Origin of the sequence: Allochromatium palmeri, from assembly GCF_009720725.1 — a bacterium.
GTDB lineage: Bacteria > Pseudomonadota > Gammaproteobacteria > Chromatiales > Chromatiaceae > Thermochromatium > Thermochromatium palmeri.
The window spans coordinates 145,850-165,936 of sequence record NZ_WNKT01000002.1 but is presented as its reverse complement, the minus strand read 5'-3'; the positions used below and the strand labels follow the sequence as shown (position 1 = coordinate 165,936).

Genomic DNA, 20,087 nt, shown 5'->3' with positions numbered 1-20,087 from the left:
CGGCACGAAGCCGGAGTGAGTTACAGCGGGATCGCCAAGTGCTTGAATGCGCAAGGCAACGAAGCCGGCATCCGCAGACCATCAAGAATATCTGCCTTTCCTTCAGCACAGAAAAGTCTTGATCAAAGTGGGCGCTTAGCGTACTTAGTCGTAATACCTACAACGACCGATGAAGCCACCACTATGCAAAAGCTCGTCAACACCGGCATCAAACTCGACGCGGGACTGCATCAGCGCTTGAAAGCTCTCAGCACCGTAAAAGCCCGCAGTCCCCATTGGCTGATGAAGGCCGCCATCGAGGAGTACGTGCAGCGCGAAGAGCGCTATGAACAGGAAAAACGGGAGGATCTGGAGCGCTGGGAGCGCTACCAGCTCACCGGACGCGCAGTATCCCAAACCCAGGTCGGCGTTTGGCTGAACACCTGGGGAGACGAGGCGACGCCCGAGGCGGCCCCGCCATGCCCGATGTGATCTGGCTCCCGGAAGCCATCGATGACCTGGAGCGGTTACGTGCGTTCCTGATGGACAAACATCCGTACGCCGCCCGTCAAGCCGCGCAAGTGATCCTGAAAGGAGCGAATCGGCTGTCGGATTTCCCTGAAATCGGCCCGCCGATGAACGATGGAAGCGGGCGACGGGAGCTGTTTGAAGCCTTTGGACGGGGTGGTTATGTCCTGAGATACCGCATCGACGGCGATCGCGTGGTGATCGTGCGCGTGTGGCACGCCAAAGAGCAACGCGACGAAATGCCTTGAACTCGATCTTCGAATGCTCGTATCAAATAGCTTTGATTTTGAGGAGATCGGCATGGATTTGAACAAGGCACATGATATGGCGGTTTACGAGCTAAGCCGGTTTTATGAATTAGCTGTATTTTTTACGGCATTTGTTCCGCGATCCACCGCTCACCGGAAGAACCGGCACAGGAGATGCGCATTGAAGCGGCGGCTCAAATGACATCCGCGCCGATCATTGAAACAAAACATCGTGTTGATCCAACTGCACCTGTCGATACCAGACTCTTTAGACATACAGGCCGAGGACATCCGTCTTCTGCTCGCCGCAACGCTGTACGGACAAGGACGACTCTCGCTCGGCCAGGGCGCCGAGATGGTCGGACTCTCGAAGCGCGCCTTCCTGGACGCCATCGGGACTCATGGCGTTTCGGTCTTCAACCAAGCCCCGGAATCCCTCGCCGCAGATTTGGCAAATGCTTGACGGCTCCAAGATGCCGATCAGCACGAACGAATACCCAAACTGAGCACCCGAACATGGAAACCCTGGGCACGCTTGATCCCATCGACAGCCTGCCACTGGAGCCGCCCCGAATGCCCGAGACGACAACCGCGCTCGACCTACTCGACCCCAAGAACGACTATGTGTTCAAGCGCCTGTTCGGCGAGGCCCCGGAACTGCTGGTGGCCCTGATCAACGACCTGCGCCCGGATCTGCCCGAGATCACCGCCGTCGAGGTGCTCAACCCGAACATCGACCCGGCGGAGCTGAGCGGCAAGTACATCATCCTCGACGTCCTGGCACGCGACGCCGCCAGCAACGTCTACAACGTCGAGATCCAGGTCCGCCGCTACGGCGCCTGGCACAAACGCGGACTGTACTATCTGGCCCGCACCCTGAGCCGACAGCTGGGGACCGGCGAGGACTACGATGAACTGCGCGCCGTGGTCGGCATCCATCTGCTGGACTTCGACCTGTTCACCGCCACACCCGCGCAGAAGGCTCAGGCACTGTGGCGCTTCGAGATGCGCGACCGCGATCAACCCACAGTGACACTGGGGAACGTGTTGCAGTTGAACCTGATCGAATTGCGCAAGGCCGACCGGCTGGGACTGGGATCCGGACCGCTGTCGGGCTGGGTGACATTCTTCGAACATTGGCGGGAGGAACAGCGAATGGCCACGATCGACCATGCTCCGATTCAGGACGCATTGAGCCGCGTGCGGCAACTGAGCGCCGACGAAGAGGCCCGACGGCTGGCCTTCGTGCGCGAACGCGCACTGCGCGATGAGGTGTCCTTTTTGAAAGAGGCGCGTCAGGAAGGCTTCCAGCAAGGACGCCAAGAAGGTCGTCAAGAAGGGCTTCAGGAAGGACGCCAAGCCGAAGCGGCTACCATCCTATTGCAACTGCTCGCGCTCAAATTCGGCGCGCTCACCGAGACGGCGCAGACGCGCGTGCAACAGGCCGATGCCGACACTTTGCGCGCCTGGACGGCGCGTGTGCTCACGACCCACAGTCTGGAAGACGTCTTTGTCGATCGCGATCAGGAATAACGGGACACCAGTTCGACCGAAATCATCCACGCATGTTGATACACACCACGCCCTTGCCGCTGAACTTCCCCCAGACCTTCCTGCCGGATCGGCGTCTGCTCGGGGCACTGTTGCCCGCCGCCGTGCAAAGCTGTGACGGCGACAAAGAGGCCATCGGCTCCGCGACCGGCATCCCCACCGGCAAGAGCACCGGCAAGGTCGAGCCGATGATCCGGTACGCCCTGGGCATGGGCCTGATCAGCGCCGAGAAAACGGGCGACTCCTGGCGCCTGAATCTGACCCCGCTAGGCGCCATCGTGCAGCGCGAAGACCCCTTCCTGAGCGAGCAGGTCACGCTCTGGCTCCTGCATCTACTGCTCTCGCGCCGCTACGGGCACGGCACCCCAGCCGTGGGCGTCGCCGATGCCTGGTTCACGCTCTTCGCCGAAGGCTGGTTCAGGCTCGGATCGCGGTTCACGCAGGCCGACTATCTCGACTTTCTGCGCGCCCGACATGGCGAGAAGCGCTATCTCAAATCGCTCTCGGGACTCGTGCCCCGAATGTATGCCGAGGACAGCAGTTTCGCCGCCATCGGCGCCCTGACCCTGGATGATTCAGCGGACGAACCGCTGCTGGTGCGCGCGGCGGCCCCGGCCGAGCGCCCCTTTTTCCCGGCCTATGCCGCCTATCTCTATCTGCTCTGGGACGAGCGCTACGGCGAAGACCGACAACTCGCCTTCGCCGAGTTCGCGCGCGACACCCATCTGACCGCCCTACTCGGCTGGAACGAGACCCAGGTTCGGCGCTGGCTCGACTGGATGGCCGACACCGGCTTGGTCAAGATCGATCGCTACACCGGCAATGCCGTGTTGCTGCGACTGCAAGAGACACGCGCGGTCGTGAACGCGCTCTATAGTGAGTTGATTTGAGGTGATGACGGCTCATCCGCCACGCGGCTAGAACACGCCTTGCAACGGCGGCGGACGGGAGCCGGATTGGACATCGACGAGGACATCGGCATGAAGATTGGAAATCTGGTTCGCTTCCATCAGGAGCATTTTTTCGAAGGCGCGGTGCAACTGCGCTGGATCCAGGATCGGCCCGAACAGGCACGGCAAGCGGCCGGATCCTATGTCTTTCACGGACCGCGTTACCACGGCGCGGGCGAAGCGGAACAGGAGGGCATCGGCGGCGGCCATCGCCTGAAGGACAGCGCCAGCTTCGTCGGCGACCTGCTCGATTCGATCCTCTCCGGTCTCGCCGGGGCCGAACGCAATCCCTATCTGCTCGCGGTCGCCGGCTATGGCGCGGGCAAGTCCCATCTGGCCACGGCCATCGCCTCCCTGCTCGGCGCACCGACATCGGACACGGCCCAGGCGATCGTCGAACATCTCACGCAAGCCGACGCCGCCATCGGCCAAGCCGTCGCCGAACGCCTCGAACAGCTCAACCGCCCGGTGCTGGTACTCTGTCTCGATGGCATGGCGGGATTCCATCTCGGCAACGCCCTCAGCCAAGCCGTCTTCGCGCAACTGGAACGCTACGGGGTCGACGCCGAGGCGATTCGCGCCCTGTCGCCACGTTTCCAGACCGCCGAACAGTTCGTCCAGCGCAATCTCGAATTTCGCGCCGATGCCTTCGCCCGCCATCTGCCCGGCTGGAGCGCTGACGCCATTCTGACCACACTGCGCCAGCAGGACGAGGCGGTCTATACGGCGGTCGATGCCATCTATAGCGACGCCAACGGCGCACCGATTCCGGTCGTCGGCCAGGAGTCGGCGCAGGAACTGATCAATACCCTGTGCGAGATCTATTGCGGGCCGAACGGCGCCTTCTCCAGCGTCCTCATCCTGTTCGACGAGTTCGGACGCTATCTGGAATATGCCGCCGAGAAACCGCAGCTCGCGGGCGACTCGGCCTTGCAGCAGATCTTTCAGGGCGTACAGGACAACAGCGGTCGGGTGCGCTTCATCGGCTTCATCCAATATGAGCTGAAGACCTATCTCAAGCGCTTCGGCAGCGCCGATCTGCGCCAGTTGCAGCGCTACATCACCCGCTTCGACGCCGCCGAGAAGGCCTATCTCTCGACCAATCTGGAGACCCTCTTCGCCCACATGCTCGGCAAGGACGAGTCGGCGCTGGAGACGCTCTGGCAGCACACCGGAGCGGACGCGACCCAGACCGAGACTCAGCAACGCCTGGCGCCGGTCTTGCCCGGTTTTGCCCGCTATCCGGTCTGGAACGAGCCGGAACGCTTCGCCCGCGTGATCGCGCGCGGCGGCTGGCCGCTGCATCCCCTGGCGACCTGGTTCCTGACGCGCCAGAGCGACGTGGTGCAGTCGCGTTCGGCGCTGACCGTCATCAAGGAATCCATCGAGCGTATCGCCGACGAGGACGCACTCGACCGCGAGCGCCTGCGCCGAATCAGCGCCGCCGAACTGGTCCTGAATGGCCTGTTGTCGCAGATGATCGCCGCCGAGCGCGAGACCGGCGCGACCGTGGCCGAGACGCTGCAACTGCTGCTGGAGAAGTTCCAGGCGCATTTGAGTCCTGAGCAACGTCTGGTGCTGGCCGGGGTCGCCGTCCTCGAAAAGATGCGTATCGCCAAGCAGAGTCAACCGAGCATGGAGGCCCTGCTGTGCGAGGCCACGGCACTCGACGGCGAGACCCTGCGCGCGGCGCTCGGGCCGCTGAGTCAGGAGCTTGGCGCGCTCGAATGGAACCGCGATCTGGGCCAATACGAACTGATCGCCGATGCCACCACGCGCGGCCAGTTCCAGCAGTGGCTGCGCAAGCGCCAGGCCGCCCTCACGCCCGAGGCCATCCGCAACCTGTTCGTGCGCAACATCGCCAAGGACGGCGGACTCATCGAGATCCAGACCGATTTCGGACGCCTGCACGAGGTCGCCACGACCGAATGGTTCTATGCGCCGCACTATGCCCATCCGCACACCATCGAACAGGCGATCAAGACGGCGGCGCGCGAATGGGAGCAGTCGCTCCATCCCAAGGACGCCAAGGGCCGCATTCTCTACGTCTATCTGCACCCGGAAGACGATCCAGCCGAGTTGGAGACGCGGATCGAGCGCGCCCTGAATGCCGAGCGCGAGCGTCTCGGGCAGGAGACACTGCCGCTGTGGGTCGCGGGGATCGAGGATCGCGAGGGCGTGATCGCCGAGCATCTCGGGCGTCTGCATCTGTTCGACGAACCCCTGTCCGCCGATGAGCAGGAGCGTTTTCGGCGCTTCATCCCGGAAGAGCGCGAGCGCAGTCGTCTGGCGCTCAAGGAAGCCATCGCCCAGGCGCTCAAGGAGCGGCTGTACTGGATCGCCGGTCTCGACGCGATCCCTGATGGGCGCATGAAGACCGTCGGCGAGGCGATCTTCGACTGCGTCTATCCCAGGATCCTCCCCTTCCCCTTCGACGGCTTCGCGACCTCTGCCGGCGGCGGCGCGGCGGACGCGGCCCAACTGGCGCGCAGTCTGATCGCGCATCAGGTCGACGGCCCCTGGGTGCAGGCTCAACCCAAGCGTTTGCAGAACCGGGTGCAGGCGGTCCTGGTGCGCAGTTGGCGCGTTCTGGCGACGACCGGCAAGCTGACCGCACCCGAACATCCCGCCATCAAGGCCGCGCTCGAAACGCTCCAGCAAGCGCATGTCGAACAGCCCACGCGCACGCTCTGGGACTCCTACCGCGCCCTGATCGCCCCTCCCTATGGTCTCAACAGCGCCTCGGCCGGCTTGCTGCTCGGACTGCTGATCGGCGGTGTGCATCCGCCGCGCCGTCTCGAACAGGGCGGCGAGCTGGTCGCGGCCGCCGATTGGCTCGGCACCGCCTTCCCGCCCCAGAAAGGCAAGCACGCGCTGGAAGCCTCGGTGCTCGAACGCACGACCCTGCGCTTTCTGTCCGAGGATGCCGAAGGCCGCTGGCGCGCCCTGCTCGACGGCTGGGAACACGAGAAGCACTACGAGCGTCTGGTCAAGCTCGCCCAGGAGGCCGAACGGATGCACCGGGTCGACCCGATCCCGGAAGTGCTGGAGGGTCACTTCAAGTATCTGCGCGACCGCTCGGAGGCGGCGGCGGTCAAGCTGCGCCAGTTCAAGTCAGAACTCGACGGCTATGAAAACAGCCTGGAGCGCGCCGAGCGGCAGAACGATGTCAGCGAGATGCTGCGTCTGGCGAGACTGCTGCTGCACAAACAGCACGAAGTGAGCGATGCTGTGCATTGGCCGGCATCCGCCGTCGAAGCCTGCAACACGTTACTGATACCCTTGCGCCAGATGGTGTCGGATCGGCTCGCCGGCTGGATCCCGCGCCAGAGCTGTCACAACGCCACCGATGTCACCAGCTTCCGCCAACGGATCGAAAGGGCCGCCGCCAGTCTCAAGGATCTCGGCTTCACGACCGAGGCACGGGCGCTGGAGGAACAGGCGCAACGCGCGATCTTCCAGGTCGAGAAACGCCAGCGCTTCGCCCTGACACTGGCCGAGAGCGACGACTATCCGCGCCAGCCCGAGCCATCCGACTCGACGCTGGTTCGCGATCTGCTCGACGGCATTGAGCAGGGCGAGCGATTGATCGAGGCGGTCGAGAGCGCGCGCGGCGTGCTGACCGATCCCGAGATCCTGGCACGGATCGGCGCGATCCGCCAGCGCGAACAGCGTCTGCGCGAACAGCTCGACCGCCAGCGCACCCAGCTCGGTGCGCTCTATGCCGCCATTCCAGATTCCGAAGACGCCTTGCGCGAGGCCCAGGCGCGGGCGATGCGGCTGCTTCACCTCTTCGTCGGTACGCGCGACGAGAGCGAAGTCAGCGCGCTGACCGTGCAGTTGGACCGGATGCTGGCGGATGTCGCCGTCTGGGAGTCGGGTGACTGGGACGTGGAGCGGCTGGAGGAACTGCTCAGCCGCCAAGTCGCCCAGCAACTCGCGGAACTGGCAGCGGATCTCGAAGCACGCGAGATCGAACCGGCCTGGGACATGGCGGCGATCTATGATCGCCTGATGCAACAACGCCTGGCCGGCGCCCGCTCACGCTCAGCCGACTGGGTCGAGCGACGCTGGATCGAGACCGACCGGATCGCCGAACTCGACGCCGAATACTGCGCGCGCGCCGAACGAGAGCTGAGTGAACTGCCGGCCTATCTCGCCGCCGAGGATCGCGCGCGACTCGAACGCCTGCGCCTGGCCGTCGCCACACGGCGGAACGAACTCGATGAGCAAGCGCGTCAGGCGCGTGTCCAAGCCTGGCTACAGCCCTTGCTCAAGCTCGATGCCATTGACGGTCTCGATCAGCCCGCAACCGAGCGACTGCTGAAGACCGCGCGCCAGCCGCCCGCTGAATTGCGCACCGAGGAGCAGGACGCCATTGCACCTATCGTCGAGTCACTGACGGCGCATCTCGACCGGATGAGCGTGGATGAAATCCTGAATCGAATCGAGCGGCTGCCCATACCACAGCAACAGGAGATTCTTGCGCGTTTGAAGGGGCTAGTGGGCTGAAGAGCGACGACGAGGCTCAACTTGATCGAAAGGGCGTCTTTATGATTGGCGCGAGAACACGGCGGATACCACATTCACCCTGTTGCAAGCACCTGATTTGATTGGCGGAGAGGGAGGGATTCGAACCCCCGGACCCTTTCGAGTCAACGGTTTTCAAGACCGCCGCTTTCGACCGCTCAGCCACCTCTCCGTTAAAGATAGGGCGCTTAGACGAGGCCCTGGGATGTGCGGGGCGCTAAGCATAACGCATGATGCGCCGTTGCCCAAGACTTTGATGCACCGCGACCGGCTCGCTCGAACAATCCAAACCACGCTGCCGGCAAAAGCGATTATTCTTGAATCAGGAATTCCTGCGAATCATGGCCACAATGGCCCGAGAGGTGCGTCATGGAGATCGGCTCACTCCACATCCAACCGATGAAACCCAACCCGCCAGCCGCGCCCACCCCGCCGCCGGGTGGCAACATCGAGAACCGCCAGCCGCCAGCCGAGCCTTCGCCACCGCAGCCACCCACACGACCGAGCGCGGAGAGTGCCAGTCAATCTGGTATCGATGTCTACGCCTGAGCTGGGGCGCTGCGCTCGGACGCCATCGACTCGACACCGGTCAGCTCGGCGATCAGCAACCCAGCCGCCTCGTCGAGCCCCGTGATCCGCACCTCAACCAACCGCCCCTCCCTGATCGGCGTTTCGGAACGCACATGCACCGGCAGATAGTTGGGCGTATAGCCCGAGCGCGGCCGCCCCTCGAACCCAGTGAGCAGACGCTCATGCAGCAGCGTCATCGACTTGCCGATCTGCTCGCCCATCACCTGGAGCCGCGAACGGCGCGCCAGTGACTCCAACTCAGCGATACGCCCCTGGCGCGTGCGCGCGTCCACCGGATTTGCAAAGCCAGCCGCCAGCGTACCCGGACGCGGCGAATAGCCGAAGACATGGATATGCCCGAAACGCAGCGACTCGGCCAGTTCGAGCGTCTGACGCCAGTCGTCGGCCTCCTCGCCGGGGAAGCCGACGATGATGTCAGTGGTCACATTGAGATCCGGGATCGCCGCGCGCGCCCGTTCGACGAGCCGGAGATATTCATCGCGCTTGCAGCGTCGCGCCATACGCCTGAGCACCCGGTCCGAGCCGCTCTGAAGCGGCAGATGCAGATGCGGCATCAGCCGCCGGTCGGCGAACAGCGACCAGAAACGCTCAGGCAGATCCCAGGGTTCCAGCGAGCCGAGCCGCAGACGCGGAATCGCCGTCTCACCCAACAGACGCTCGATCAGGCCCGTCAGTTCAGTCCCGAGATCCGCACCATAGCCGCCGAGATGCACGCCGGTCAGCACCACCTCCTGGACTCCGGAGTGCTGGAAAGACTCGACTTCGTGCAAAATCTCCAGCGGCGGACGACTGCGCTCCGGACCGCGCGCCTGAGTGGTGACGCAGAAGGTGCACTGATAGCGACAGCCGTCCTGAATCTTGACGAAGGCTCGCTGGCGACCGCGCGCGAAGAGCGGCGCGGCCAGATCCGCCACCTGCGTCGCCGGACGCACGCCGGACTCGACACCCAGCGCCGCAAGCACGATCTCGACCAGACGGTCCTTATCGCGATTGACAACGATGAGTTCGGGGGCCTCCGAAGACGATGACGCGGCGCCCGACGTGCTGTCGAGCGAGACCAGACAACCGCTGACGATCAGTCGGGCCGCTGGATGGCGGCGCTGGGCACGACGCAGGATCTGGCGCGATTTGCGCACCGCCTCGGCCGTGACCGCGCAGGTATTGACGACGATCAGATCAGCCGCCCCCGTCTCGTCCTCGACGATCTCGAATCCACGCGCCTGGAAGTCACGCGCCCAGGACTCCAGCTCAGCCTCGTTGAGCCGGCAGCCGAGTGTCTGGAGTCGGACGCGCGTTCCTGCGTGCATGGAGTGGATGTCGAAGCCGAACGCCGTTGGTCCGATCAGGCCAGCGCCGTCGGTCCAGCCGACGCCGAGGGCACGCCAGGCGGTGGCGGTGGAGTCGGCGAGCTTTGATACACCAGCAGCCGCCAGCCGTCCGCGCCGCGCCGAAAGACATGCGTGGCATAGAGCGGCGGCGGCAGCGATGCACCGGGCGGACGCTGGTCCGGCTGGATCTGCGGACGCTCTTCGACCAGATGCACGGCCAGCTCGCCCTGTTCGATCCAGAGCAGATGCCGGACCTGGAGGTCGAAGCCCTGCCCCGACTCGAAGAGAATCCGCCAGAGACGCCCGACCTGCTCACCGACAGCCAGGGGCGTCATCGGCAGCAAGCAGAAAATACTGTCCGAATCAGCCCAGACCGAGGCCATAGCCTCGGCATCGCCGGCTTCGAGCGCGTCATAATAGGCGTCCTCGACGTCCTGAGGGGTTTCGAAGCGCATGTCCGAACTCACCAGCGCCCGCGCCAGGCGTCATTGGCGACCCTGGGCACGCGGATCAGGATGCGCCCGTCCTCGACCTCGCGCGTCATGCCGGCCAGATCGGCATCCGGCGGCAACCCGACGCGCCGGCCGCTGGTGTCGCGCGAAATGCTGTAACGGCTCTGATAGCCTTCGCCACCGGGCAAAGCATCATTCTGGCTGAAGCGCACCGTGGCACTATGGGTGATGACCAGACCGCGTCCGACCGGGCGGATCTCGACCTGATTCGGCTCGATGTTCTGGAGCTGGATCTCGATCAGATAGGCGTCATCGGTGGCGCGGCGCGTGAGGCTCAGACGCGGCCAGGCCGGACGCGCGTGGCGCGCCATCCGCTCGGTCGCGTCCGGGGACCAGAAAGCGGGCGGAGCCGGCGGTCCATAGGCTCCCGGATACCCGGCATCAGGAACCGGTCCGACCGCGCCCGGCGCCTGAGGGCCATAACCATAAGGCGTCCAGACCTGAGCAAAAGCCAGCGTGGGCAGCAACGCGGACAGGGCCACGGCGGAGAGGGTGATTCGACGCATAATGGACTCCCGGATTCGAGTTGGCGAACGTTGAGTATGGACGGACGTACCGCGCCACCAGTATAAGTCGACTGACACGAAAATTCGCCATCCTCGCCTGATAATCGCCAGAAACGCCCTGAACAATCGGCTCAGACATGCACTCCGACGCTCTCGCCCATCTGCTCGCCACCACCGACTTCGCCTGGCGGCATACCACGCCCGACGCCCCGCGCCCGACCAATATCCAGTGGCGCGCCGATGCCTGCGACCCAGGGTCGATCCTCTTCTTCCAGCGCTTCGACGATGATGTCTCGGACGATGAGATCCATCGGCGCTATTTCGCCGGCCGACGCTTCGCGGCACTGGTCACCAACCGTCCGCTCGACTGTTTCGAGCGGATGGCCGGAGTCGCGCTCCATGTCACGCGCCCGGACGACTGGGCCGAGGTCGTGCGCCGCTTCTGTGATGTCGTCTATCCGCTCGCACCCGGCGCACAGCGCTTCATCGGCGTCACAGGCACCAACGGCAAGACGACGACCGTCAAGTATCTGGAATCCATCCTCGCCGCCCACGGACAGCGCGTGCTGTCGATCGGTACGCTCGGCGTCTTTCTCGACGGCGTGCCCCAGGTCGAGACCGGTTTTACTTCGCCGCCGTTGATCGAACTGCGCCGACTGCTGCACGCCAACCAGGATCGCGCCGACGTCGTCGTCATGGAGGCCAGCAGTCATGCGCTCGATCAGGGGCGGGTCGCCGGCATTCCCTTCGAGAACGCCGGCTGGACTAATTTCACCCAGGATCATCTCGATTATCATCGTGACGAGGCCAGCTATTTCGCGGCCAAGGCGCGTCTGCTCGATTTGATCCAGCCCGGCGGACGGCTCTATTGCACCAGTCAGGCCGTGGCCGACCGGCTTGCCGCGCACGACCCGACGCCGGTTCCGGTCGCGGTGCTGGAGCCGGCCCGGCTCCCGCCCGCCGCCATCGCCGCCAAGCCCTTCCTCGCCCTCAAGCACAATCGCGCCAACTATGCGCTGGCGGTGGCCCTGGCCGCGCCTGTGCTCGGTGCCACGCCGGCCGACGAGACGCGCGAACACTGGCGCCATCTCCAGCCGGTCGACGGACGCTTCGACTGCCGCCTCTACGGCAACCGCGCCATCGTCATCGACTTCGCCCACACCCCGGACGCGCTCGATACCATCCTCGATGCCATCCGCGACGGCTTCCCCGAAGCGCGCGTGCTCACGCTCTTCGGCTGCGGCGGCGATCGCGACCGCTCCAAACGTCCGCTGATGGGCGCCGCCGTCGCCCGCCATTCGGACGTCATCTTCGTCACCTCCGACAACCCGCGCCATGAGTCGCCCGAGCGCATCATCGACGACATCCTGACCGGCTTCCCCGAGGGTCAGGCGTACAGCCTCATCGTCGACCGCGCCGAGGCCATCGCCCGGCTCTTCGACCAGCTCGACGCCTGTCCGGCCGATGAGTACTGGGTCGCGCTCATTGCCGGCAAGGGCCACGAGCGCTATATCGATCGTGACGGACACAAGACGCCCTACAGCGATCAGGAACAGGTCGCGCTGAATCTCCAGCGGCTCGGCTGGACCTCGGCGCTCTGACCCCATGCGCCGGCTCTATTCCATCCCCGCCGGTCTGATCCTCGGTATCGCGCTGGCGCTTCTGGTGCCCCAGGGCGCGTCCACGGTGGCCTGGATCGGGCAGGTCTTCCTGTCGCTGCTCAAGCTGCTGATCCTGCCGCTGATCCTGGTCTCCATCTATGCCTCGCTGGCCGGCGGCCGGGATCTGCGGCATATCGGCGGACGCGCCCTGCTCTATTACCTGATGACGTCATGTATCGCCGCCGCGCTCGGCACCCTGATCGGGCTGACGTTCTCGCAGGGCGTGCCGGTCGGTCTGCTCGATCTGGAACCCGTGATGCCGGATGGCGCGGCCTTCAGCCTGGAGCGTCTGATCGCCAATTTGATCCCGACCAACCTCTTCGCCTCGCTGGCCGAAGGCAACATCCTGCATATCGTCGTCGTGGCGGTGCTGGCGGCGCTCGCTTCGCGCCGGTTGCAGGCCGCTCAGCGCGACACATTGCTCGGCGGCGCGCGGGCGCTCGACGCGCTCCTGATGCAACTGCTCGCCGGCATCCTGACCCTGGCTCCGATCGGAATCGCGGCCCTGGTCTATACCAGCCTCGCGGGGATGGACTGGGCCGAGATCCTGCGACTGCACGCCTTCGTCTGGGCGGTGGCCCTGGCCGCCGGACTCCATGCCCTGCTCGCCCTGCCCCTGCTCTACCGTCTGCTCAGCGGCCGCGCGCCCTGGCGCCTGGCGCTCGCCTGCCGCGAGCCGCTGCTGACGGCACTCTCAACCGCCTCCAGCTCGGCAACCTATCCGGTCTCGAAACGGACGCTGGAGCGCTTCGGCGTCCCCGAGCGCATCACCAGCCTCACATTGCCGCTGGGCGCCACGCTCAACATGGACGGCTCGGCGCTCTATCAGTCGATCCTGCTGATCTTCATGTCGCAGTTGGCCGGGGTGGATCTGACGCTCTGGCAGGCGCTGTTCATCGTGCTGCTGACCATGGCCTCCTCGGCAGGGACAGCCGGGATTCCGGGCGGCGGCATCGGCATGATGGCCTTCATGCTGGATCTGCTGGGACTGCCCCAGACCTATCTGGCGCTCTATCTGGTCGTCGACCGCTTCTTCGACTATCCCATTACGGCCATCAACGTCTGGGGCGACCTGGTGGTTGCCGCCAGTCTGGATCGGGCACCGCTGGAGCGCGAATCAAGAACTCCAGCGCCTTGAGTCAGCGACTGTCCTGACCAAGCGTGTCGTGCTGCGTGATGGCTAAAAAGCCATCCGAGACGAACTCGGCGGCCGGAATGGGGTGCTGAAATAGAAACCCCTGCACCGCATGACAGCCTTCGCGCACCAGGAACGCGAGCTGTTCCTCCGTCTCCACACCCTCGGCAACCAGTCGCAGACCCAGTCCGTGCCCCATGTCGACGATGGTGCGGATCAGGAGTTCGGTGGTGGGTTCGCGGCCGATTTCACGCACAAAGCTGCGGTCGATCTTAAGCGTGTCGATCGGCAGATGTTTCAGGAGCGCCAGCGAGGAATAGCCGGTCCCGAAATCGTCGATGGCCACCCGCATTCCCTGTTTGCGCAGACGGGCCAGGGTGTCGAGCAGACGCGCATCGCGTGCCAGCAGCAGGCTCTCGGTGACCTCCAGCTCGATGGTACCGGGCGGACAGGCACGGGCGAGCCGGAACAGCCGCTCGATCAGACCGCGATCACCAAACTGGGCGTTCGAGAGATTGATCGCGACTGACTGGAGACAGCCCTGGTGCGACCAGTGGGCGAGTTGACGCCCGACCTCCGAAATCACCCAGACGCCGATGGGCAGGATGAGCCCGGATTCATCGGCGACCTGGAGAAAGTGTTCAGGCGCCAGCAGACCCTGATCGCGGTCCTCCCAGCGCAGCAGCGCCTCCAGGGCGATGGGCGCGCGCGTGCGCGTGTCGAGAATCGGCTGATAGTGGAGCCGGAATTCATCCTGATCGAGCGCGCGGCGCAGACGCGCCTCGGTGTCCAGCCGGCGCCTAGCCCGCTCGCCCATGGCGGCCGTGAAGAATCGGTAGGTGTCGCGCCCCTTGAGTTTGGCGGCATAGAGCGCGGTGTCGGCGTGCTTGAGCAGGATCTCGGGGGTCTCGCCGTCGTCGGGACTCAGAGCAATGCCGATGGATGCGGTGCAGACGAGCGAATGCCCGCCGAGCTGGAAGGGTTCGCGAAATTTGCCCAGGATGCCGTCGGCGACCCGCATGGCGATGCGCTCGGCATCGCGTCCCTTGAAGATCACGGCCAGCTCGTCGCCGCCGAGCCGGGCGATGGTGCTGGCGAAGCCGATGCCCTCCGCCTTGAACATGACGCCGGCCTCATCGACGGTATCCTGCAACCGCTGCGCGGCCGTGCGCAGCAGTTCATCGCCGATGCCATGTCCCAGCGAGTCGTTGACGCGCTTGAAGCGATCCAGATCCAGGCACAGCAGCGCCAGCCGGTCATCGCGCCGGCGCACGCGCGACAGGGCTTGCGCCAGATCCAGGTTGAAGCGGCGCCGGTTGGCCAGCCCGGTGAGACTGTCCTGATAGGCCAGTTGCTGGATGACGCGCTGGCGGCGCTGGCGCTCGGTCATGTCGCGCAACAGCAGGATGACCTGCTCGGCGTCGATCGCGATCAGCCGTGCCTCGAAGACGCGCACCTCGCCATGCTCGTCGGTCACCTCGATCTCTAACTCGCGCACGCCGTGCTCGACCAGAGTCGCGCCAAGCTCGCGCCGGATGACCGCGCAGGCCGACTCGGGCAGCAGATCCGAGAGCAGCGATACGCTCGACTCGGGCCGCGACCGGGCCTGCCCCGGCAGCCAGCCCGCTTTGAACTGCAACACCCGTCCCTGACTGTCGAGCCGCAACAGGGCATCCGGAATGGCCGCGATCAGGGCGCTCTGACTGGCCTCGCTCTGATGCAGGGCCGCCAGCGTGGACTGGCCGCGCAACAGATAGCGGATACGGTGCATCAGCAACAGCCAGTTGAGCGGCTTGACCTGAAAATCCGTGGCCCCGGCCTGATAGGCGCGCTCGATGACGTTCAGATCCTCACCGCCGGTCACGGCCAGGATGGGCGTCAGCTCCAGTCCGGGGCTGTGACGCAACTGATGGCAGAGCGCATAGCCGTTCAACCCCGGTGCCATGAGATCGAGCACGATCAGATCCGGACGCTCGCGCGCGATCGACTCCAGCGCACGGCGATCATCCTGGGCAAAGACCAGATGCAGGTCGCATCCATCGAGCATCGAGCGCGCGTTGGATTCGAGCGCCGGATCGGCGTCGATTATCAGAACCTGGGGTCGCAGGTCGTCCGCGCTCGCTGCCTGGACGGACTCCGGCGGCTGTCTGGATGGGTTGATCGCGGCATCCGATCCTCCGGTTGCCAGCGACTCAACGGCCGCGCGACTCTGAGTCAGGACCGACTCCAGAGCGGCGATGGCCTCGCGGCTCATCCGGGGCGTCAGCGCCGACTCGGGGATCTGTGCCAGACCTTCGCATAATTGCGCGAGACGCACAGCCCCCAGCGTCGCGGCGCTTGCGCTCAGGGCGCGCGCCGCCTCACTCAGAGCGGCGGACTGGCACGATTCCAGCGCCACGCGCACCGCCGCACTCAGGGCCGGCTCGGCGTCGAGAAAACCATCGATCAAACGCGCCACCAGTGCCTCCCCGGCACTGGAGTCCGGATCGAGCGCGCGGACGGACGCTAGCGGCCCCGGATCGAGGATCGGCCACTCGCTGACGGCACCGATCCCGGTCGACAGCGGGCGCACTGTTTCAGCCACTGGCTCAGGCGCGCTTGGCCAGTGCGCGGTGCGCTTCGCCGACCAGCGTTCGAGCATCGCGCGCAAGGCGCGCCGTGACAGCGGCTTGGTCAGATAGTCGTCCATGCCGGCGGCCTGACAGCGCGCCTGATCGCCCTCCATGGCATGCGCGGTCAGGGCGATGATGGGCAGACGCGCGCGCCTGTCGCCTTCCTGGAGCCGGATACGCCGGGCGGCCTCGTAACCGTCCATGAGCGGCATCTTGCAGTCCATGAGCACCAGATCGAAGCGTTCCTCGCTCAGGGCTTCGATCGCGGACTGACCATCGAACACCAGACGCGACTGACAGCCGAGCGAGGCGAGCATGGCCGCGACCGTGTCCTGATTGATGGCATTGTCGTCGGCGACCAGCACCCGCAGCCCGAACCCGCCGGACTGGGACAACGCGGCTGGCGGGCGTTCCTCGGGCCAGGAGGCGATGGAGATCGCATCATGGCCGGCGCCCGTCAAGGCCGCCAGCAACGCGTGCTGGGTGACGGGCTTGGTCAATTCAGCCGTGACCGCGAGCGCGGCGGCCTGATCGTCACGCCATCCGATGCGTCGTGGAACCATCAGCAGCCGTTTGAGCAACGCCAACGCCGGCTCAGCCTGAAGCGACTGCTCCGAGAGCAGGTGTTCCAGCCCCTTGACCCGCGCATCGACGAGCAGGACGGACAAGGGCGCCTGCGCGTCGGCCGCCGCGCGCACGGTCAGGCGCGCCGCCTCGGGTTCGGTCGTGTGCGTTGCCGTCAAGCCCAGCTCGCTCAAGCGCGTCTTGCACACCTCGGCGACCAGTCCATCCGGGGCGACCAGGAGTGCCCGGCGTCCGGCCAGCGCCGCATGCGGATGCGACCCGAGCGGCTTGTGGGCGACCGCCGTCAGTGGCACCTCGATGCGGACGAGCACGCCATCCGGCGACTCCGGCTCCGACACCAGGCGCCCGCCCAGATGCTCGACCCAGGCGCGCGCGACAATCAGCCCCAGACCCGCGCCGACGGCACAGCCCGTCCAGGCGCCATCGACGCCCGGCGGAAACTGGAAAGCGCCCATCTGGCTGGCGCGGATCTCGACACGCAGACAGGATGGCGTCGACTCCGGGGTCCAGGCTACGCGCACCACCAGTTCACCCGAGGCGGTCAGATCGATCAGATCCGCGATCAGATGGCTCAGGAAGCGCTCGAAGCGTCCTCGATCGCCGAGCACGCGATACGGCAGATTCGGTGCCAGATCGGCGGCCAGTTCCAGCCCTGCATGCTCGGCGCGGTCGGCGACGCTGTCGAGGACCGCGTCGATCGTGCCCATGAGGTCGAACTCGCGACTGGCGAGTTGAATCTGGCCGGTCTCCAGGCGCGCGAGATCCAGCACATCGCGGATAACGCCCTGCAAGCGCTGGCCGGCGTGATTCAGTGTCTCGGCATAGCCGCGCTGCTCAGCGTCGAGGCGTGTGCCCAGCAGCAGTTCGCTCATGCCGAGCACGCCATTGAGCTGTGTATGAAGTGCATGACTCAGATCCGCCAGGGGCGAGGATCCGGCCGCGAGGGTGTGTGATGTAGAGCTGTTCATTCCGGTGATCCAAAAATCCTTTCTGTCTTCCAGCGACTCAAGAGCTTGGCCAGGGCGGCGAGCGTGAATGGCTTGGAGAGATGATCGTCCATGCCAGCCGCGATGACCCGCTCGCGATCACCGGCCATCGCATGTGCGGTCACAGCGATGATCGGCACCCGCCTTCCAAGTGATGGTTCCAGCGCACGCAGGCGCCGGGTGGCCTCATAACCGTCCATGACGGGCATCTGACAGTCCATCAGCACCAGATCGGGAGGACGGCGTGCGAACGACTCCAGGAGACTCTGGCCATTGGGGTGGAGTTCCACCTCGCAGGCGAGCGTCGTCAGCATGCTGGCGATCACGCGCTGATTGGTCGGGTTGTCCTCGGCCACCAGCACCCGCAAACCCAGAGGTCGCACACAATCCGCCGTATCTTCGATCCCGTTCGCGCCCTGGACTCCGATGATAGCACCCAGTCCGGCGAGCAGGTCGGCGCGTGTCGGTGGCCAGCGAACGGCCGGCAAGTGACCCCAGGGCGAGCCGGCGGGCGCGACTGAATCCTCGTCGCCCCCCAGTCGCAGCGCGCCCGTCGCGCGTGCGATCAGTTCGCTCAGGAGACGCCCGGCCGGACTCGCCGGCTCTGGAAGCTGAGTCTGTTCGAGGAGCAGGAAATCGAACCCCTGGCCCCGTGCACCACGGGTGAGCGCCGATTCGAGTGCCTCGGTCAGACGTGTGCGATGTTCGCACACAACTCCGGCCTCGGCCAGACGGGCTTCCAGGCGCGCGCCGAGTACCGGATCGCCCGCCAGCAGCAGCACCTGAAGACCAGCGAGACCCCGCTCGACATCCGCCGGCGGCGAAGCGCCACACTCAAGCGCCAGCTCGATCCGGAACACCGAGCCGTGCCCAGGTTCGCTCTCGACCGTGATGCGTCCGTCCATCAGCTCGGCCAGTTGACGCGAGATGGCCAGACCCAGTCCGGTGCCGCCATGACAGCGTGCCGTCGAGACATCGGCCTGTGTGAAGCGTTCGAAGAGCCGCGCCTGCGCCTCGGTCGTCAGACCCAGCCCGGTGTCGCGCACCTGGATTGCGAAACGACAGGCGGCACTGGTGCACTCCAGACAGTCCAGATTCACGGACACCTGTCCATGCTCGGTGAACTTGATGGCATTGGAGACCAGATTGGTCAGAATTTGACGCAGCCGGCCCGGATCGCCGCGCAACCGGGCCGGCAGGTCGGGATCCATCGCGACCGCGAACGCCAGCCCCTTGCGCTGGGCGAGTTCGCGCAGCGGCTTCAGGGCCAGTTCGAAGACCTCGCGCGGATCGAAGTCGAGCTGCTCCAGTTCGAGCCGCCCGGCCTCGATGCGCGACAGATCCAGGATGTCGTTGATGATTCGCATCAAGGCCGCCGCCGAGTCCTGGATGATGCGTGTGCAATCGCGCTGAGCGGCGTTCAGGTCGCTTTCCTGGAGCAGCTCAGTCATACCGATGACGCCGTTCATCGGCGTGCGGATCTCGTGACTCATGTTGGCCAGGAAGTGTGACTTGGCCTGATTGGCGTACTCGGCGGCATCACGCGCCTCACGCAACTCGGCATCGCGCTGCTCGATGCGCTCCAGCATGGCATCAAAGGCGCGTGTCAGCGTGGCCAGCTCATCACGCCCGCGTGCTTCCAGACGCACCCCATAGTCCTCGGTGCGCGTGATGCGTTCCATGGCCGTCGCCACCTCGGCGATCGGCTCGGAAATCAACCGATGCAGACGTGTGGCGAGCAGAAAGGCCAGCCCCAGCGCGCCCACGAACACCGCCAGCGTCAACCAGACCTGGAGCCAGATCCGTCGTGTCAGATTCGCCGTTTCGTATTGCAGCCCCATGTAGCCGAGCGGCTTGCCGTTGACATGCACCGCCATCTGCACATCCAGATACCCTGGCTGGAAGTGCGCACTCGGCTCAGCGCCGGGCGGCCGGCGCGTACCCTGCGTCTCGCGTTGCTCGTTGATCTCGATGCGTTCTTGCAGTGCGCGGTGGCGCGGATCCGGGCTGCGATAACGGGCAAAGGAGACTCCGTCGATGCCGTGGATATCGATCCCGATGACCTCCGGCTCGCTGCCCAGCGCGGCCAGAATCTCCTCGGCTCCCTGTGCGTCCTGGAAGGCCAGGGCCGCCGAGGTGTTGAGGCTGACCACGCGTGTCAGGGCACCGACGCGCTCGACCAGGGCACTGCGTCGATCGACGATATCGGTGATCACGACCAGCAGCGCCAGGATCAGGAGCACCAGCGTGCTGACCAGCATCACCACGGCGATGACCTTGTCGCGCATGGACAGGCCGGCAAAGCGTGTCATCATGATTCAGACCCATCCGTCGATGTCGTGACCCGCGTCACCCAGTGTTGCCTCACGTCGACCTTATCGAAAA

The 20,087-nt window shown here is 65.3% G+C and carries 13 protein-coding genes and 1 tRNA gene; 8 read left to right on the top strand and 6 right to left on the bottom strand.

From position 1 onward, the window contains the following. The first annotated feature begins 183 nt into the window (after positions 1-183). The 6 genes from GJ668_RS02090 (at position 184) to GJ668_RS02065 (ending at position 7,768) form a co-directional block, all read left to right on the top strand. Entirely contained in the window at positions 184-471 is a 288-nt protein-coding gene (locus GJ668_RS02090; RefSeq protein ID WP_155448455.1) for a CopG family ribbon-helix-helix protein, read from the top strand. After that, a complete protein-coding gene (locus tag GJ668_RS02085) occupies positions 459-755 on the top strand; it encodes a type II toxin-antitoxin system RelE/ParE family toxin (protein WP_155448454.1) in 297 nt (98 codons plus the stop codon). Before GJ668_RS02090 ends, GJ668_RS02085 begins: the two co-directional genes overlap by 13 nt. A 217-nt stretch (positions 756-972) precedes the next feature. Then, positions 973-1,218 (top strand): UPF0175 family protein, encoded by a 246-nt coding sequence (locus GJ668_RS02080; RefSeq protein ID WP_222930740.1) that lies wholly within the window; start codon positions 973-975, stop codon positions 1,216-1,218. A gap of 110 nt (positions 1,219-1,328) precedes the next feature. Then, complete coding sequence (locus tag GJ668_RS02075; RefSeq protein ID WP_155448493.1) at positions 1,329-2,288, top strand: Rpn family recombination-promoting nuclease/putative transposase; 960 nt, start codon at positions 1,329-1,331, stop codon at positions 2,286-2,288. 32 nt (positions 2,289-2,320) lie between these two features. Further along, positions 2,321-3,196, top strand: coding sequence for a hypothetical protein (locus tag GJ668_RS02070; RefSeq protein WP_222930739.1), 876 nt, complete (start codon positions 2,321-2,323; stop codon positions 3,194-3,196). Positions 3,197-3,286: 90 nt separating this feature from the next. After that, positions 3,287-7,768, top strand: coding sequence for a hypothetical protein (locus GJ668_RS02065; RefSeq protein WP_155448453.1), 4,482 nt, complete (start codon positions 3,287-3,289; stop codon positions 7,766-7,768). A 102-nt stretch (positions 7,769-7,870) separates the two neighbouring features. On the opposite strand, the gene GJ668_RS02060 is transcribed toward GJ668_RS02065, so the two are convergent. From GJ668_RS02060 to GJ668_RS02045, 4 genes are all read right to left on the bottom strand, one after another. After that, positions 7,871-7,958: transfer RNA gene (locus tag GJ668_RS02060), tRNA-Ser, on the bottom strand. A 367-nt stretch (positions 7,959-8,325) separates the two neighbouring features. Then, positions 8,326-9,684 carry a tRNA (N(6)-L-threonylcarbamoyladenosine(37)-C(2))-methylthiotransferase MtaB gene (gene mtaB / locus GJ668_RS02055; RefSeq protein ID WP_155448452.1) on the bottom strand — a complete coding sequence of 453 codons (1,359 nt, stop codon included), beginning with the start codon at positions 9,682-9,684 and terminating at the stop codon, positions 8,326-8,328. A gap of 35 nt (positions 9,685-9,719) precedes the next feature. Then, a complete protein-coding gene (locus GJ668_RS02050) occupies positions 9,720-10,160 on the bottom strand; it encodes a YybH family protein (protein ID WP_155448451.1) in 441 nt (146 codons plus the stop codon). Positions 10,161-10,168: 8 nt separating this feature from the next. After that, the gene (locus tag GJ668_RS02045; protein WP_155448450.1) at positions 10,169-10,723 is read right to left on the bottom strand and encodes an Hsp20/alpha crystallin family protein; all 555 of its coding nucleotides are present in this window, start codon (positions 10,721-10,723) and stop codon (positions 10,169-10,171) included. A gap of 137 nt (positions 10,724-10,860) precedes the next feature. Between GJ668_RS02045 and GJ668_RS02040 the strand changes: the two genes are divergently transcribed. Both GJ668_RS02040 and GJ668_RS02035 read left to right on the top strand, forming a co-directional pair. Further along, complete coding sequence (locus tag GJ668_RS02040; protein WP_155448449.1) at positions 10,861-12,324, top strand: Mur ligase family protein; 1,464 nt, start codon at positions 10,861-10,863, stop codon at positions 12,322-12,324. A 4-nt stretch (positions 12,325-12,328) separates the two neighbouring features. Next, positions 12,329-13,522 carry a dicarboxylate/amino acid:cation symporter gene (locus tag GJ668_RS02035; protein ID WP_155448448.1) on the top strand — a complete coding sequence of 398 codons (1,194 nt, stop codon included), beginning with the start codon at positions 12,329-12,331 and terminating at the stop codon, positions 13,520-13,522. A gap of 1 nt (position 13,523) precedes the next feature. On the opposite strand, the gene GJ668_RS02030 is transcribed toward GJ668_RS02035, so the two are convergent. Both GJ668_RS02030 and GJ668_RS02025 read right to left on the bottom strand, forming a co-directional pair. Further along, on the bottom strand, positions 13,524-17,684 hold the full coding sequence (locus GJ668_RS02030) for an EAL domain-containing protein (RefSeq protein ID WP_155448447.1): 4,161 nt from the start codon (positions 17,682-17,684) through the stop codon (positions 13,524-13,526). Beyond that, entirely contained in the window at positions 17,681-20,017 is a 2,337-nt protein-coding gene (locus tag GJ668_RS02025; protein WP_155448446.1) for an ATP-binding protein, read from the bottom strand. The genes GJ668_RS02030 and GJ668_RS02025 overlap by 4 nt, the downstream gene beginning before the upstream one ends. Positions 20,018-20,087 lie beyond the last annotated feature (70 nt).